Annotated in this window: 10 protein-coding genes; all 10 read left to right on the forward strand. The window is 67.0% G+C overall.

Annotated elements, in window-relative coordinates; all coding sequences use genetic code 11:
• Positions 1–88: 88 nt before the first annotated feature.
• The 10 genes from AB0915_RS06210 to AB0915_RS06255 all read left to right on the forward strand — a co-directional run bounded on the left by AB0915_RS06210 (position 89) and on the right by AB0915_RS06255 (position 15,153).
• Positions 89–2,443 carry an ABC transporter family substrate-binding protein gene (locus AB0915_RS06210; RefSeq protein ID WP_366689933.1) on the forward strand — a complete coding sequence of 785 codons (2,355 nt, stop codon included), beginning with the start codon at positions 89–91 and terminating at the stop codon, positions 2,441–2,443.
• 692 nt (positions 2,444–3,135) lie between these two features.
• On the forward strand, positions 3,136–5,007 hold the full coding sequence (gene typA, locus AB0915_RS06215) for a translational GTPase TypA (protein WP_366689934.1): 1,872 nt from the start codon (positions 3,136–3,138) through the stop codon (positions 5,005–5,007).
• 405 nt (positions 5,008–5,412) lie between these two features.
• Positions 5,413–7,053, forward strand: a complete 1,641-nt coding sequence (locus AB0915_RS06220; RefSeq protein WP_366689935.1) for an ABC transporter substrate-binding protein — start codon at positions 5,413–5,415, stop codon at positions 7,051–7,053.
• Between the two features lie 167 nt (positions 7,054–7,220).
• Positions 7,221–8,153: an ABC transporter permease gene (locus tag AB0915_RS06225; RefSeq protein WP_366689985.1), complete on the forward strand. Its 933-nt coding sequence runs from the start codon at positions 7,221–7,223 to the stop codon at positions 8,151–8,153.
• Entirely contained in the window at positions 8,146–9,090 is a 945-nt protein-coding gene (locus tag AB0915_RS06230) for an ABC transporter permease (RefSeq protein ID WP_366689936.1), read from the forward strand. Before AB0915_RS06225 ends, AB0915_RS06230 begins: the two co-directional genes overlap by 8 nt.
• Positions 9,091–9,101: 11 nt before the next feature.
• Complete coding sequence (locus AB0915_RS06235) at positions 9,102–10,160, forward strand: ABC transporter ATP-binding protein (protein WP_366689937.1); 1,059 nt, start codon at positions 9,102–9,104, stop codon at positions 10,158–10,160.
• A complete protein-coding gene (locus AB0915_RS06240) occupies positions 10,153–11,295 on the forward strand; it encodes a dipeptide ABC transporter ATP-binding protein (RefSeq protein WP_366689938.1) in 1,143 nt (380 codons plus the stop codon). The genes AB0915_RS06235 and AB0915_RS06240 overlap by 8 nt, the downstream gene beginning before the upstream one ends.
• Before the next feature lie 243 nt (positions 11,296–11,538).
• Positions 11,539–13,170: an ABC transporter substrate-binding protein gene (locus AB0915_RS06245; protein WP_366689939.1), complete on the forward strand. Its 1,632-nt coding sequence runs from the start codon at positions 11,539–11,541 to the stop codon at positions 13,168–13,170.
• A 92-nt stretch (positions 13,171–13,262) separates the two neighbouring features.
• The gene (locus AB0915_RS06250; protein WP_366689940.1) at positions 13,263–14,186 is read left to right on the forward strand and encodes an ABC transporter permease; all 924 of its coding nucleotides are present in this window, start codon (positions 13,263–13,265) and stop codon (positions 14,184–14,186) included.
• Entirely contained in the window at positions 14,179–15,153 is a 975-nt protein-coding gene (locus tag AB0915_RS06255; protein ID WP_366689941.1) for an ABC transporter permease, read from the forward strand. Before AB0915_RS06250 ends, AB0915_RS06255 begins: the two co-directional genes overlap by 8 nt.
• Positions 15,154–15,159: the final 6 nt, after the last annotated feature.

Raw genomic sequence — 15,159 nt, forward strand, 5'->3', positions numbered from 1 at the left:
AGTGTGATCAAAAGCCAATGCCACCAATTACGCATCATCTGGCCCATTCGAGTACGGGTGGGCCGGGCCGGCCCCGGAGGTATCAGCCATGTCCCACGTCGGCGTCCCGCGCGAGATGGTCCGAAAGCGCCGCCCGCTCGCGCTCCTCGTCGCGGGTGTGCTCACGATCCCCGCGCTCGCCGGGTGCGGCAGCTCGGACGAGGAGGCCACCGCCGCCGTCGCCGTTCCTCAGGACGTAGCCCCCGCGGGCCGCGGCCAGGTCGCGGAGGGCGGCACGGTCAACTGGGCGATCGACGCGATGCCCGCGACCTTCAACGCCTTCCAGGCGGACGCCGACGCCACCACCACACGCATCACCGGGGCACTGCTGCCGACGCTCTTCCCGCTCGACGCCAAGGGCACCCCGCAGATGAACCGGGACTATCTGAAATCCGCAGAGGTTGTCGAGCGAGAGCCCAAGCAGGTCGTGCTCTACCGGCTCAGCCAGCAGGCGGTCTGGAGCGACGGCCGGGAGATCGGAGCCCCCGACTTCGTCGCCCAGTGGCGGGCGCTGAGCGGCAAGGACTCGGCGTTCTGGACCGCCCGCAACGCCGGCTACGAGCGGATCGAACGGATCGAGCGCGGCGCCAACGACCTGGAGGTCCGGGTCACCTTCGCCAAGCCGTACGCGGACTGGCGCTCCCTCTTCTCCCCGCTGTACCCCAAGGAGGTGACCGGCACCCCGAGCGCCTTCAACGACGGAGCGCGGACCACTCTGGGGGCCACCTCCGGACCCTTTCGGCTGCGCAGCGTGGACAAAGGGAAGGGCGCCATCACCCTGGTCCGCGACCCGCGCTGGTGGGGTGGCCAGGCGAAGCTCGATTCGATCGTCTTCCGTGCGGTCAAGCCGCAGGACCGCACCGCGGCGCTGGTCGAGGGCAAGGTCGATGTCGCCGATGTCGACGCGGCTGCGGCGCACAGGATCGTGGCGGCGGGACGGGACAAGGGCGGCAACGGGCAACCGCTCACCCACGGCCCTGGCTCGGAGACCAGCCCGGCCGCGGCGATGCGCTCCTGGGCCGTGGCGCACGGCTCGGACGAGAAGGCGGCGGCGGTCGCCCAGGCGGCCAGGGAGAAGGCCAGGGCAGCCGCCGAGGTGTACGCCTCCGAGCAGGACGGGCTGCGCGCCTACGTTCTCCGCAAGTCGCTGGAGCCCGCCTACACCCAGCTCGCGCTGAACGGCGAGTCCGGGCCACTGGCCGACAACCGGGTGCGCCGCGCGATCGCCCGGGCCCTGAACCGCCAGGAGCTCGCCGACGCCGTACTGAGTCCGCTCGGCCTGCCCGCTGCCCCGCTCGGCAGCCACCTGGCAGTGGCCGGACAGCCCGGCTATCACGACAGCAGTGGGGCGCTCGGCGACCAGGACACCGGGGCGGCGCAGGCGCTGCTGGCGGACGCCGGCTGGACCCGGGACGGCGCGGCGAAGAAGCCCGGCGACACGAAGGCGGGCAGCGAGGGCGAGAAGACCAAGGGCAAGGCGGCTGAGGAGAAGGCGGGCAAGGCCACGAAGGAAGAGACGGACAAGGCCACGAAGGAAGGGAAGGCCGCGAAGACCGACAGCGACAACAAGCCGGGTGACGGCGAAGGAGTCAGCCGCGTCCTCGCCCCCGCTCCGGCCGCCGCCGTCCAGAGCGCCGCGCTGCTGCGTCAGGCCGGAACCTTCTCGGACGCGTACGCCGACGCCCGTACCGTCACCGATACCCGCCGTGCCGAGGGCACCCGGGGGAAGGTCACCGCCCAGGAGCGCGGGCCGGGCGGCGCCGTCGGTGCCTACGCCCCCACGGGGACTGCGGCGCCGGCGGCCCCGGCCAAGGCCGCCGACTCCGTCCGCGGCCCCCTCAGCAAGGACGGTAAGTTGCTGACCTTGCGTTTCGTCCTGCCGTCCGGACCCGGCTCGGAGTCGCTGCGGACCGTGGGGGAAAAGATTTCGGCCATGCTCGATGCGATCGGCATCCGCACCGAGATCATCAAGGTCTCGGACGCCAGCTACTTCAAGGACCATGTCGCCTCCGGCGACTACGACCTGGCGCTGTACTCCTGGCCCGCCACCGCCTACCCGGCCACCGACGACCGGCCGATCTTCGCCAAGCCGGTCCCTGCCACCGACGGTTCGCTGCTCGTCGAGCAGAACTACACCCGCGTCGGTACGGACCACATCGACCAGCTCTTCGACCAGGCGGTCTCCGAACTCGACGAGGGGGCTGCCGAGGACCTGATGAAGCAGGCGGACGCCCGGATCTGGGCGGCTGCAGGATCGATTCCGCTGTATCAGCGCCCACAGCTCGTGGCCACCGGCAAGAAGCTTGCGAATGTCGGGGCCTTCGGCTTCGGACTCCCGCACTACCAGGACATCGGTTTCAAGAAGCCGCAAGCGGCAGGATCTCCCGCGAATCGTAAGAAGTAGCAGGTCAGGGCCGCAGTGGAAGCTCAGAAGTGACTCAATTCCCTTGCCCGCCGAGGCGCTCGGCGGGCAAGGTCGTGGCTACCTGTTGACCCGGGCAATCAATGCGCGGACACCCCCCCGCACTGCGCATCCTTTCTCCCCTCCGAAGTCGCTCAACCGCCGCGTCGAGGCGCCCCCGGCCGGGGAGTCCGTGGCGCCGGTGAAATTCACCGGAAGACACGACGACGGGGGCGGAAACACGAAGCGCGAGGGCGATGGGCTGCCATCGCGTCGAAGGGCAGGGAGGCGGCTCCGGTCCGGGAGGCGGCGGGCAGGGGCCCCGGACGCGCGGCCGGACGGTCGGCATGTGGCGAACAGCACCCTTCGGCTGGTCGAGGCCGATTTCCGTTCCTGCGCAGCGGGGGAGCGAAGGGCGAGCAGACCGTCGGACATGTGGCGAACTGAACTGTTTCGGGTGCCTGAGCAGTCGGCTGTGACGAGGCGTTCGGCGAGAACGGCCCGGCCGCGGCCCGCGCAGCCGGCGGCGTCGGTCGCCGTCTGTGAGCGGCCGGTACCCCTTGCCCAGGAAGCCGCTACGGCGCCAGCCCCGTACCATGGGGTTAGCCGTGGCGTGTCCGCCCGGCGGGCGTACGAGGACTTGAGACCGACTGAGACGCCTGATCCCACGATCCGAGAGAAGCGCAAGCCACCCAATGCCCACGCGCCACGACATCCGTAACGTAGCCATCGTCGCCCACGTCGACCACGGCAAGACCACGCTGGTCGACGCCATGCTGAGGCAGGCCGGCGCCTTCGCCGCGCACGCCGCCGAGAACCTCGACGAACGCATGATGGACTCGAACGACCTGGAGCGTGAGAAGGGCATCACGATCCTCGCCAAGAACACGGCGGTGAAGTATCACCCCAAGGACGGCGGGGAACCGATCACGATCAACATCATCGACACCCCCGGCCACGCCGACTTCGGCGGCGAGGTCGAGCGCGGTCTCTCGATGGTGGACGCGGTCGTGCTGCTCGTCGATGCCTCCGAGGGCCCGCTCCCGCAGACCCGCTTCGTGCTGCGCAAGGCGCTCGCCGCGAAGATGCCGGTCATCCTCTGCATCAACAAGACGGACCGTCCGGACTCGCGGATCGCCGAGGTCGTCGACGAGACGTACGACCTGTTCCTGGACCTGGACGCGGACGAGGACCAGATCGAGTTCCCGATCGTCTACGCCTGCGCCCGTGACGGCGTCGCCTCGCTGACCAAGCCGGAGGACGGCACCGTCCCGGCGGACAGCGAGAACCTGGAGCCGTTCTTCAGCACGATCCTGGCGCACGTCCCGGCTCCGGAGTACGACGACGAGGCGCCGCTGCAGGCCCACGTCACCAACCTGGACGCCGACAACTTCCTCGGTCGTATCGCGCTCTGCCGCGTCGAGCAGGGCGAGCTGCGCAAGGGGCAGACCGTCACCTGGATCAAGCGCGACGGCACGATGTCCAACGTTCGCATCACCGAGCTGCTGATGACCGAGGCGCTCACCCGCCAGCCGGCCGAGAAGGCGGGCCCGGGCGACATCTGCGCCATCGCCGGTATCCCGGACATCATGATCGGCGAGACGCTGGCCGACCCCGAGAACCCGGTCGCGCTGCCGCTGATCACGGTCGACGAGCCGGCCATCTCGATGACCATCGGGACGAACACCTCGCCGCTCGTCGGCAAGGGCGGCAAGGGCCACAAGGTCACCGCCCGCCAGGTGAAGGACCGCCTCGACCGCGAGCTGATCGGTAACGTGTCGCTCCGCGTCCTGGACACCGAGCGCCCCGACGCCTGGGAGGTCCAGGGCCGCGGCGAGCTCGCGCTGGCCATTCTCGTCGAGCAGATGCGCCGTGAGGGCTTCGAGCTCACGGTCGGCAAGCCGGAGGTCGTCACCAAGCAGGTCGACGGCAAGACGCACGAGCCGATCGAGCGCATGACGATCGACTCCCCCGAGGAGCACCTCGGCGCGATCACGCAGCTGATGGCGACCCGCAAGGGCCGCATGGAGACGATGACGAACCATGGTTCGGGCTGGGTCCGCATGGAGTGGATCGTCCCGTCCCGCGGCCTCATCGGCTTCCGTACGGAGTTCCTGACGCAGACCCGCGGTACGGGCATCGCGCACTCCATCTTCGAGGGCCACGAGCCGTGGTTCGGCGAGCTGCGCACCCGTCACAACGGCTCGCTGGTCGCCGACCGCGCGGGTTCCGTGACGCCGTTCGCGATGGTCAACCTCCAGGAGCGCGGTGTCATCTTCACCGAGGCCGGCACCGAGGTCTACGAGGGCATGATCATCGGCGAGAACTCCCGCGCCGACGACATGGACGTGAACATCACCAAGGAGAAGAAGCTCACCAACATGCGTGCCGCCTCCGCGGACACCACGGAGAACGTGGTGCCGGCCCGGAAGCTGTCGCTGGAGCAGTCCCTGGAGTTCTGCCGCGAGGACGAGTGCATCGAGGTGACCCCGGAGACCGTGCGTATCCGCAAGGTCGTCCTGGACCAGAAGGAGCGCGGCCGCGCCGCGTCGCGCGCCAAGCGCTGACCTCGTACAACCTTTTGACACCGGGCCCGGGCCCCCACAGACACTGTGGGGCCCGGGCTCTTCGTCAACTCCATTTCCTGCCCAGGGTGTCCGGATATCGGGCGTCGCTCTCCGGAACATGTGGTAACGGTCCGTTTCGCGGGTGTCTGTCTGGGATCACTTTGTCCGGATTTCGGTCAACCGAGCCCGGTCGATGTTGTCAAACCGAGACCCTTTAAGTGTGGTTTACAGCCCGGGCGTACTTAATAGTTGGCTCCATTGAGCTCGGGTCAATGGGTCACGCACTGTGGGGAGTGCCGACTCACGAGCACACTCGAGGCACTGAAACGATCACCGTCAGGGGTGTCGGTGTATCACGACAGTGCCTCTCTTGTAGTCAAAAGTGGACTCATGAGGAGGAAACCCATGCGTGGTGCCAAGAGCGCCAAGTGGGTCGCGGGAGCGGCCATCATCGCCCTGGCTGCGACCGCCTGTGGTGGCGGCGGCAGCGACAAGGGCAAGGGGGGTGACAACGCCAAGGGTGCTGTCAACCCGAACGGCATCTTCTCCATCGAGACCGGTGAGCCGCAGAACCCGCTGCAGCCGGCGAACACGATGGAGTCGAACGGCAGCATCGTCACCGACGCGATCTTCTCGCAGCTGGTCGACTACGACCCGGCCGGCAAGCTCATCATGGTCAACGCGGAGTCTGTCGACACCAAGGACAGCAAGCTCTGGACGGTCAAGCTCAAGAAGGGCTGGAAGTTCCACGACGGAACGCCGGTCACCGCCGAGTCCTACGTCAAGGCGTGGAACTGGGCCGCGAACATCAAGAACGCCCAGACCAACGCGTCCTGGTTCGGTGACATCAAGGGCTTCGCCGACGTCCACCCCGACGGCGAGAAGGCCAAGCCGAAGGCCGACGCCATGTCGGGTCTGAAGGTCGTCGACGACAGCACCTTCACCATCGAGCTCAACAACCCGCTGCCGTACTTCGCGTACAAGCTCGGCTACACGGTCTTCTCGCCCCTGCCCGAGTCCTTCTACAAGGACCCGAAGGCCGCCGGTGAGAAGCCGATCGGCAACGGTGCCTACAAGTTCGTCAGCTGGGACCACAAGAAGCAGATCAAGGTCGTCCGCTACGACGACTACCAGGGCCCCGACAAGGCGAAGAACGGTGGTGTGATCTTCAAGAACTACACCACCCTCGAGACCGCCTACGAGGACCTGAAGTCCGGCAACGTCGACGTGCTGCGCCAGCTCGCCCCGAAGGACCTCCCGGTCTACCGGGCCGACCTCGGTGACCGCGCGGTGGACAAGGCGTACTCCGCGGTCCAGACGCTCGGTGTCGCCATGTACACCAAGCAGTGGAAGGGCACCGACCCGAAGGTCCTCCAGGGCCTGTCGATGGCGATCGACCGCGCCACCATCACCAAGACGGTGCTCCAGGGCACCCGCGAGCCGGCCACGGGCTGGGTCGCCAAGGGTGTTCTCGGCTACCAGCCGAACGCCGCGGGTGACGTCACCACGTACAACCCGACGAAGGCCAAGGCTCTCATCAAGGAGGGCGGCGGTGTTCCCGGTAACAAGATCTACATCCAGTTCAACTCCGACGGCGGCCACAAGGAATGGGTCGAGGCTGTCTGCAACAGCATCACCCAGGCGACCGGCGTCGCGTGCGCCGGCGACGCGAAGGCCGACTTCCAGGCCGACCTGAACGCCCGTGACGCCAAGCAGGTCAAGTCGTTCTACCGCAGCGGCTGGGTGCTCGACTACCCGGTGAACGCGAACTTCATCAGCGACCTGTTCCGTACGGGCGCGGCCGGCAACAACGGCCGCTTCTCGAACAAGGACATCGACGCCAAGATCAAGGCCGCGGACTCCGCCGCCACGCTCGACGAGTCGGTCAAGGGGTACCAGGAGATCGAGAAGGACCTGGTGAACTACATGCCGACCATCCCGCTCTGGTACTACAAGGTCAACGCCGGCTACTCGGAGAAGGTCCAGAACGTTCAGTACGCCCAGGACGGCGACCCGATCCTGACTGAAGTTCAGGTCAAGAAGTAACCGACGACGTAGTCCGCGGGCCGGTGTGGGACCGACACTGACATCGGTCCCACACCATCCTGCACGCCGTGGCCGGGGGGCCCTTCCACGTCATCGATGACCCTACGAGGGTTCGATGACGGGGGAGGGCCCGTCGGCTGCTGCTTGCCTATTTACATGGAGGCATGATGGGGCGTTATGTCGCACGACGACTGCTCCAGATGATCCCGGTCTTCATCGGGACAACTCTGCTGATCTTCCTGATGGTCTACACCCTGCCCGGCGACCCCGTGCGGGGACTCTTCGGGGACAAGGGTGCCGACCCTGCCACCGTGGCCGCCATACGGCACCAACTGGGGCTGGACCAACCGATCCTGCAGCAGTACTGGAATTACATGTCAGGCATCGTCCTGCATGGTGATTTCGGCACTCAGATAGCGAGCGGTCGCCCGGTCACGGACGTACTCGGTGACGCGTTCCCGGTCACCCTGCGACTGGCCGCCATGGCGTTCCTCCTCGAGATCGTGCTCGGCATCGGCCTCGGCATGGTCGCCGGGCTGCGCGCCGGCCGCCTCGCGGACAACGTGATCCTGGTCTTCACCCTGCTGATCATCTCGATCCCGGTCTTCGTTCTCGGCTTCATCGTCAAGACGGTGTTCGCGTTCCAGCTCGACTGGATTGCCCCGAACGTCTCGAACGACGCGACGTGGAGCGAGCTGATAGCACCGGCCGTCGTGCTCGGATCTCTCTCCCTCGCCTACGTGGCGCGACTGACCCGTACGACGATGGCCGAGAACCTGCGCTCGGACTACATGCGTACCGCCGTGGCCAAGGGGCTCCCCAAGCGCCGCATCATCGGTGTGCACCTGATGCGCAACTCGCTGATCCCGGTCATCACCTTCCTCGGTACCGACCTGGGCGCCCTGATGGGCGGCGCGGTCGTGACCGAAGGCCTGTTCAACGTGAAGGGCATCGGCGGCACCATCTTCGAGTCGATCGTCCGACGCGAGGGCACCACCCTGGTCGGCCTGGTCACCATCCTGGTGCTCGTCTACCTCTTCATGAGTCTTATCGTCGACCTGCTGTACGCGGTCCTGGACCCGAGGATCCGTTATGCCTGACGTGACCAAGACCGCGCCCGCGCCCGAGGACGCCAAGGCTTCCGTCACGGCGCCGGTGGCCGTGAAGGCGGAGAAGGCCCGCAGCCTCTGGGGGGACGCGTGGGTCGACCTCCGCTCCAACTGGTATTTCATCGTCTCGTCCGTCCTCATCGTGATCCTGCTCGTGATGACGGCGTTCCCGGGCCTGTTCACCGATGCCTCGCCGACCACGGGCGACCTGGTGCACCACTTCCTGAGCAAGCCCGAGCTCGGCAAGGTCGGTTCGGCCGAGTGGCTCGGCTACGACGGTCAGGGCCGCAGTGTCTACGCGCGTGTCATCTACGGCACCCGGGCCTCGGTGATTGTCGGTGTCTCCGTCACCGCACTGGTGACCGTGTTCGGAGGCCTGATCGGCATGCTGGGCGGCTACTTCGGTGGCTGGATCGACGCCGTCCTGTCCGGCTTCACCAACGTCTTCCTCGGACTGCCGTTCCTGCTCGGCGCCATGGTGGTCCTGCAGGCGTTCAGCGAGCGCACCGTCTGGGTCGTGATCCTCGCCCTCGCGTTCCTCGGCTGGACACAGATCGCGCGTGTCATGCGCGGTGCCGTGATCACGATCAAGCAGTCGGACTACGTCCACGCGGCCAGGGCCCTGGGTGCGAGCACGCCCCGGATCCTGTTCAAGCACATCCTGCCGAACGCCATGGCCCCGGTGATCGTCGTCGCGACGATCTCGCTCGGTGTGTACATCTCGGCCGAGGCCACTCTGTCCTACCTGGGCCTGGGGCTCGCCGACCCGACGATCTCGTGGGGCATCGACATCTCCGGTGGCGCCAGCCAGATCCGCGTCGCACAGCACATCCTGCTGTACCCGTCGATCATGCTCAGCATCACCGTTCTGGCGTTCATCATGCTCGGCGAAGCCGTCCGTAACGCCCTCGACCCGAAGACGCGATAAGGAGGGCGTACGTGACTACCATCGACAAGACCGCCGAAGTCCCGGCCCCCCGCTCGGGTGACGACCACGTCGGCCCGCTGCTCGAAGTCCGTGACCTGCATGTGGAGTTCCACACCCGCGAAGGTGTGGTCAATGCCGTCAACGGCGTGAACTACAGCGTCAACGCAGGGGAGACGCTCGCCGTGCTCGGTGAGTCCGGCTCCGGCAAGTCCGTGACGGCGCAGGCCATCATGGGCATCCTCGACATGCCGCCGGGCAAGATCCCGCAGGGCGAGATCCTGTTCCGCGGCCAGGACATGCTGAAGATGTCCTACGAGGAGCGTCGGCAGATCCGCGGCCAGAAGATCGCGATGATCTTCCAGGACGCGCTTTCCTCGCTGAACCCGGTGCTCACCGTCGGCTACCAGCTCGGCGAGATGTTCCGGGTCCACCAGGGCCTGTCCAAGAAGGACGCGACGGCCAAGGCCGTCGACCTGATGGACCAGGTCAAGATCCCGGCCGCCAAGGCACGGGTCGCGGACTACCCGCACCAGTTCTCCGGCGGTATGCGCCAGCGCATCATGATCGCCATGGCGCTGGCCCTGGAGCCGGACCTGATCATCGCGGACGAGCCGACCACCGCGCTCGACGTGACCGTCCAGGCCCAGGTGATGGACCTCCTGGCGGAGCTCCAGCGCGAGTACAACATGGGTCTCATCCTGATCACGCACGACCTCGGTGTCGTCGCCGACGTCGCGGACAAGATCGCCGTGATGTACGCGGGCCGGATCGTCGAGAACGCCCCGGTCCACGAGATCTACAAGCGCCCCGCGCACCCCTACACCAAGGGTCTGCTGGAGTCGATCCCGCGGCTGGACCAGAAGGGCCAGGAGCTCTTCGCGATCAAGGGCCTGCCGCCCAACCTGCTGCACGTGCCCTCGGGTTGTGCCTTCAACCCGCGCTGCACGATGGCGCAGGACATCTGCCGTACGGACATCCCGGCCCTGAGCCCGGTGACCGAGCAGGACGGCACTGAGCTGGTCGGCCGCGGCAGCGCCTGCCACTTCTGGAAGGAGACGATCCATGGCTGACATCGACAAGAAGCCCGTGGACGCCACCCCGAACGTCACCGAAGTGGAGACGGTCGACGCCGCCACCGAGGCGGAGGCGGTTGCCGCCATCGACGCGCCGGTCTCGCAGGGCGAACCGATCCTCCAGGTCCGCAACCTGGTCAAGCACTTCCCGCTGACCCAGGGCATCCTGTTCAAGAAGCAGGTCGGCGCGGTCAAAGCCGTGGACGGCATCTCGTTCGACCTGTATCAGGGTGAGACGCTCGGCATCGTGGGCGAGTCCGGCTGTGGCAAGTCCACCGTCGCCAAGCTCCTGATGACGCTGGAGCGGGCCACTGCCGGTGAGGTCTTCTACAAGGGCCAGGACATCACCAAGCTGTCCGGCCGCGCGTTGAAGGCCGTACGCCGCAACATCCAGATGGTGTTCCAGGACCCGTACACCTCGCTGAACCCGCGCATGACGGTCGGCGACATCATCGGGGAGACCTTCGAGATCCATCCCGAGGTGGCTCCGAAGGGCGACCGGCGCCGGAAGGTGCAGGACCTCCTGGACGTCGTGGGTCTCAACCCGGAGTACATCAACCGGTACCCGCACCAGTTCTCCGGCGGTCAGCGCCAGCGCATCGGCATCGCCCGCGGCCTCGCGCTCAACCCGGAGATCATCATCTGCGACGAGCCGGTCTCCGCGCTCGACGTGTCGGTGCAAGCACAGGTCATCAACCTGATGGAGAAGCTCCAGGACGAGTTCAACCTCTCCTACCTCTTCATCGCGCACGACCTGTCGATCGTCCGGCACATCTCCGACCGGGTCGGCGTCATGTACCTCGGCAAGATGGCCGAGATCGGTACGGACACGCAGATCTACGACCACCCGACGCACCCCTACACCCAGGCGCTGCTGTCGGCGGTCCCGGTTCCGGACCCGGATGCCCGCGAGCGCCGCGAGCGGATCATCCTCAGCGGTGACGTCCCGTCGCCGGCGAACCCGCCGTCGGGCTGCCGCTTCCGCACCCGCTGCTGGAAGGCGGAGGACAAGTGCGCCACGGAGATGCCGCTGCTGGCGATCCCCGAGCGCTTCAAGTCCTCGGACACCCCGGCCGCGCATGAGTCGGCCTGCCACTTCGCCGAGGAGAAGGACGTCGTCGGCGCGGCGTGATCCTGCCTCGACAGGCATACATCGACAGGGCGCCCGGAACACCGTTCCGGGCGCCCTGTCGTGTGCCCGCGCAGTCGCTCCGGGCAGCCTGGGCAGGCGTCTGTCCAGGTCCGGACTTCGACCGGGTTGCTGCGGCCGTTCCGGTGACGGGGCAACACAGACGGCTGTCGTGCTGATGCGTTGATCTTTTGATGAGGTGATATTTGGCGCTACGTGCAATGAGGACCGATGAGGAGGCTTTCCATGCGCGGAGCCACGCAAGCCAAGTGGGCCGCCTGCGCGGTTGCCGTCGCCGTGATGGCGACGGCCTGCGGCGGGGGCGGCGGTGGCGGCGGGGGTGGCGGCGCCCATGGGATGGTGAGCTCCTCCTGGGGTGACCCGCAGAACCCGCTGGAGCCCGCCAACACCAATGAGGTGCAGGGCGGCAAAGTCCTCGACATGGTCTTCCGGGGGCTGAAGAAATACGACCCGAAGACCGGTGCGGCCACGAACATGCTGGCCGAAAAGATCGAGTCTCCCGACTCGCAGAACTTCACCATCACATTGAAGGACGGCTGGACCTTCAGCAACGGCGAGAAGATCACGGCGAACTCTTTCGTGGACGCCTGGAACTACGGTGCCCTGCTGAAGAACAACCAGAAGAACGCCTACTTCTTCGGCTACATCGACGGCTACGACAAGGTCCACCCGAACACCGGCACGTCCTCCGCGGCCACGCTCTCCGGCCTCAAGGTCGTCGACCCCAGGACCTTCACCGTCAAGCTGTCGCAGAAGTTCTCGCTCTGGCCGGACACCCTCGGCTACCCGGCCTTCGCGCCCCTGCCGAAGAGCTTCTTCACCGACCACGCCGCCTGGCTGTCCAAGCCCGTCGGCAACGGCCCGTACACCATCGAGACGTACACCAAGGGCTCCTCGATGAGCCTGCGCAAGTGGGACGGTTACCCCGGGGACGACAAGGCGCAGAACGGCGGCATCGACCTCAAGGTCTACACGGACAACAACACCGCCTACACCGACCTGGTCGCGGGCAATCTCGACCTCGTCGACGACGTGCCGGCCGCGCAGCTGAAGAACGTCAAGGCGGACCTCGGCGGCCGCTACATCAACGCCCCGGCCGGCATCATCCAGACGATCGCCTTCCCCTTCTACGACAAGAAGTGGGACACCCCCGGAGGCATCAAGGTCCGGCAGGGCCTGTCGAGGGCGATCAACCGGGACCAGATCACCAGCCAGATCTTCCAGAAGACCCGCACTCCCGCCTCCGACTGGACCTCCCCGGTCCTCGGCGAGGAGGGCGGCTTCAAGAAGGGGCTCTGCGGTGCCCCGTGCGAGTACAACGCGGCGGACGCCAAGAAGCTGGTCCAGGAGGGCGGCGGGATCCCCGGCGGCCAGCTGAAGATCTCGTACAACGCGGACACCGGCTCGCACAAGGAGTGGGTCGACGCCGTCTGCAACAGCATCAACAACGCGCTGGGCAACAACAAAGCCTGCGTCGGCGCCCCAATCGGCACCTTCGCCGACTTCCGCAGCCAGGTCTCCCAGCAGAAGCTGACCGGCCCCTGGCGTGCGGGCTGGCAGATGGACTACCCGCTGATCCAGAACTTCCTGCAGCCGACCTATTACACGAACGCCTCGTCCAACGACGGCAAGTGGAGCAGCAAGCAGTTCGACTCCCTGATCGACAAGGCCAACGCCGAGTCCGACAAGGCCAAGGCCGTCTCCACGTTCCAGGACGCGGAGAGGGTCCTCGCCGAACAGATGCCCGTCATCCCGCTCTGGTACCAGAACGGCAGCGCCGGCTACTCGGACCGGGTCACCAACGTCTCGCTGAACCAGTTCAGCGTCCCGGTGTACGAGCGGATCACGGTCAAGTAGGACCCGGAAGCCGGGTGGCCGGTGCACACCCCGCACCAGCCACCCGGCTTCCCCATCCCGAGCAACTGTCCCCGCGACCCCCGGAGCCCCTCATGGGACGTTATGTGATCCGGCGGCTGCTGCAGATGATCCCGGTCTTCTTCGGCACCACGCTGTTGATCTTCCTCATGGTGAACGTGATGGGTGACCCCATTGCGGGTCTCTGCGGCGAGCGCCAGTGCGATCCTGCGACCGCCGCCCGACTCCGCGCGGACTTCGGCCTCGATAAGCCGGTCTGGCAGCAGTACGTCACCTACATGGGCAATGTCTTCACCGGCGACTTCGGCACCGCGTTCAACGGCCAGAAGGTCACCGAGCTGATGGCCACCGCCTTCCCCATCACCCTCAGGCTCACCATCGTCGCGATCGTCTTCGAGATCGTCATCGGCATCAGCCTCGGCGTCGTCACCGGCCTGCGGCGCGGCCGGCCCGTCGACACCACCGTGCTGATCCTGACCCTCGTCGTGATCTCCATCCCGACGTTCGTCACCGGTCTGCTGCTCCAGCTCCTCCTCGGCGTCCAGTGGGGCATCATCAAGCCGTCCGTCTCCCCGGAGGCACCGGTCAACGAGCTGCTCGTCCCCGGACTCGTTCTCGCCTCCGTCTCCCTGGCGTACGTCACCCGGCTCACCCGCACCTCGATCGCCGAGAATGCCCGCGCCGACTATGTCCGTACCGCCGTCGCCAAGGGTCTCCCCAGGCGCCGGGTCGTCGTCCGGCACCTGCTGCGCAACTCGCTGATCCCCGTCGTCACCTTCATCGGTACGGACGTGGGCGCCCTGATGGGAGGGGCGATCGTCACCGAGCGCATCTTCAACATCCACGGCGTCGGCTACCAGCTCTACCAGGGCATCCTGCGCCAGAACTCCCAGACCGTCGTCGGGTTCGTCACCATCCTGGTCCTCGTCTTCCTGGCGGCCAACCTGGCCGTCGACCTCCTGTACGCCGTCCTCGACCCGAGGATCCGCTATGCCTGAGCAGACGCCGGACGAAGCGATTTCCGCGGGAGGAGCGGGTGCGGGGATGGGCCTTGCCATCGAGGAAGGGGAGACGCTGGAGAAGACCCCGGGCGGCCCCGAGGGGACCGGACCCGCGGAGAAGCCGCGCAGTCTCTGGTCGGACGCCTGGCGCGACCTGCGCCGCAAGCCGGTCTTCATCATCTCCGCCCTGATCATCCTCTTCCTGGTGATCATCTCGATCTGGCCGTCGCTGATCGCGGACCAGGACCCCCTCAACTGCGATCTGGGCAAGGCCCAGGAGGGCTCCCAGCCCGGCCATCCGTTCGGCTTCGACGGACAGGGCTGCGACGTCTACACCCGGACCGTCTACGGAGCCAGGGCCTCGGTCACCGTCGGCGTCTGCGCCACCCTCGGGGTCTCGCTCCTCGGCGGCATCCTGGGCGGGCTGGCCGGCTTCTTCGGCGGCTGGTGGGACTCGGTCCTCTCCCGTATCACCGACGTCTTCTTCGGTATCCCGGTCGTCCTCGGCGGTCTGGTCTTCCTCTCCGTGGTGACCGGCTCCACCGTCTGGCCGGTGATCGGCTTCATCGTCCTGCTGGGCTGGCCGCAGGTCGCCCGTATCGCCCGCGGCTCGGTCATCACCGCCAAACAGAACGACTACGTGCAGGCGGCCCGCGCGCTCGGCGCCTCCAACAGCCGGATGATGCTTCGCCACATCACCCCGAACGCCGTCGCCCCGGTCATCGTCGTCGCGACCATCGCCCTCGGTACGTACATCTCGCTGGAGGCGACCCTCTCGTACCTCGGTGTCGGACTGAAACCACCGGCGGTCTCCTGGGGCATCGACATCTCCGCAGCCTCCCCGTACATCCGCAACGCCCCGCACATGCTGCTCTGGCCCGCCGGGGCGCTGGCGATCACCGTGCTCGCGTTCATCATGCTCGGCGACGCGGTCCGCGACGCCCTCGACCCCAAGCTGCGCTGAGGAGCC

The sequence above is a fragment of the Streptomyces sp. NPDC048411 genome, from assembly GCF_040704695.1.
GTDB lineage: Bacteria > Actinomycetota > Actinomycetes > Streptomycetales > Streptomycetaceae > Streptomyces.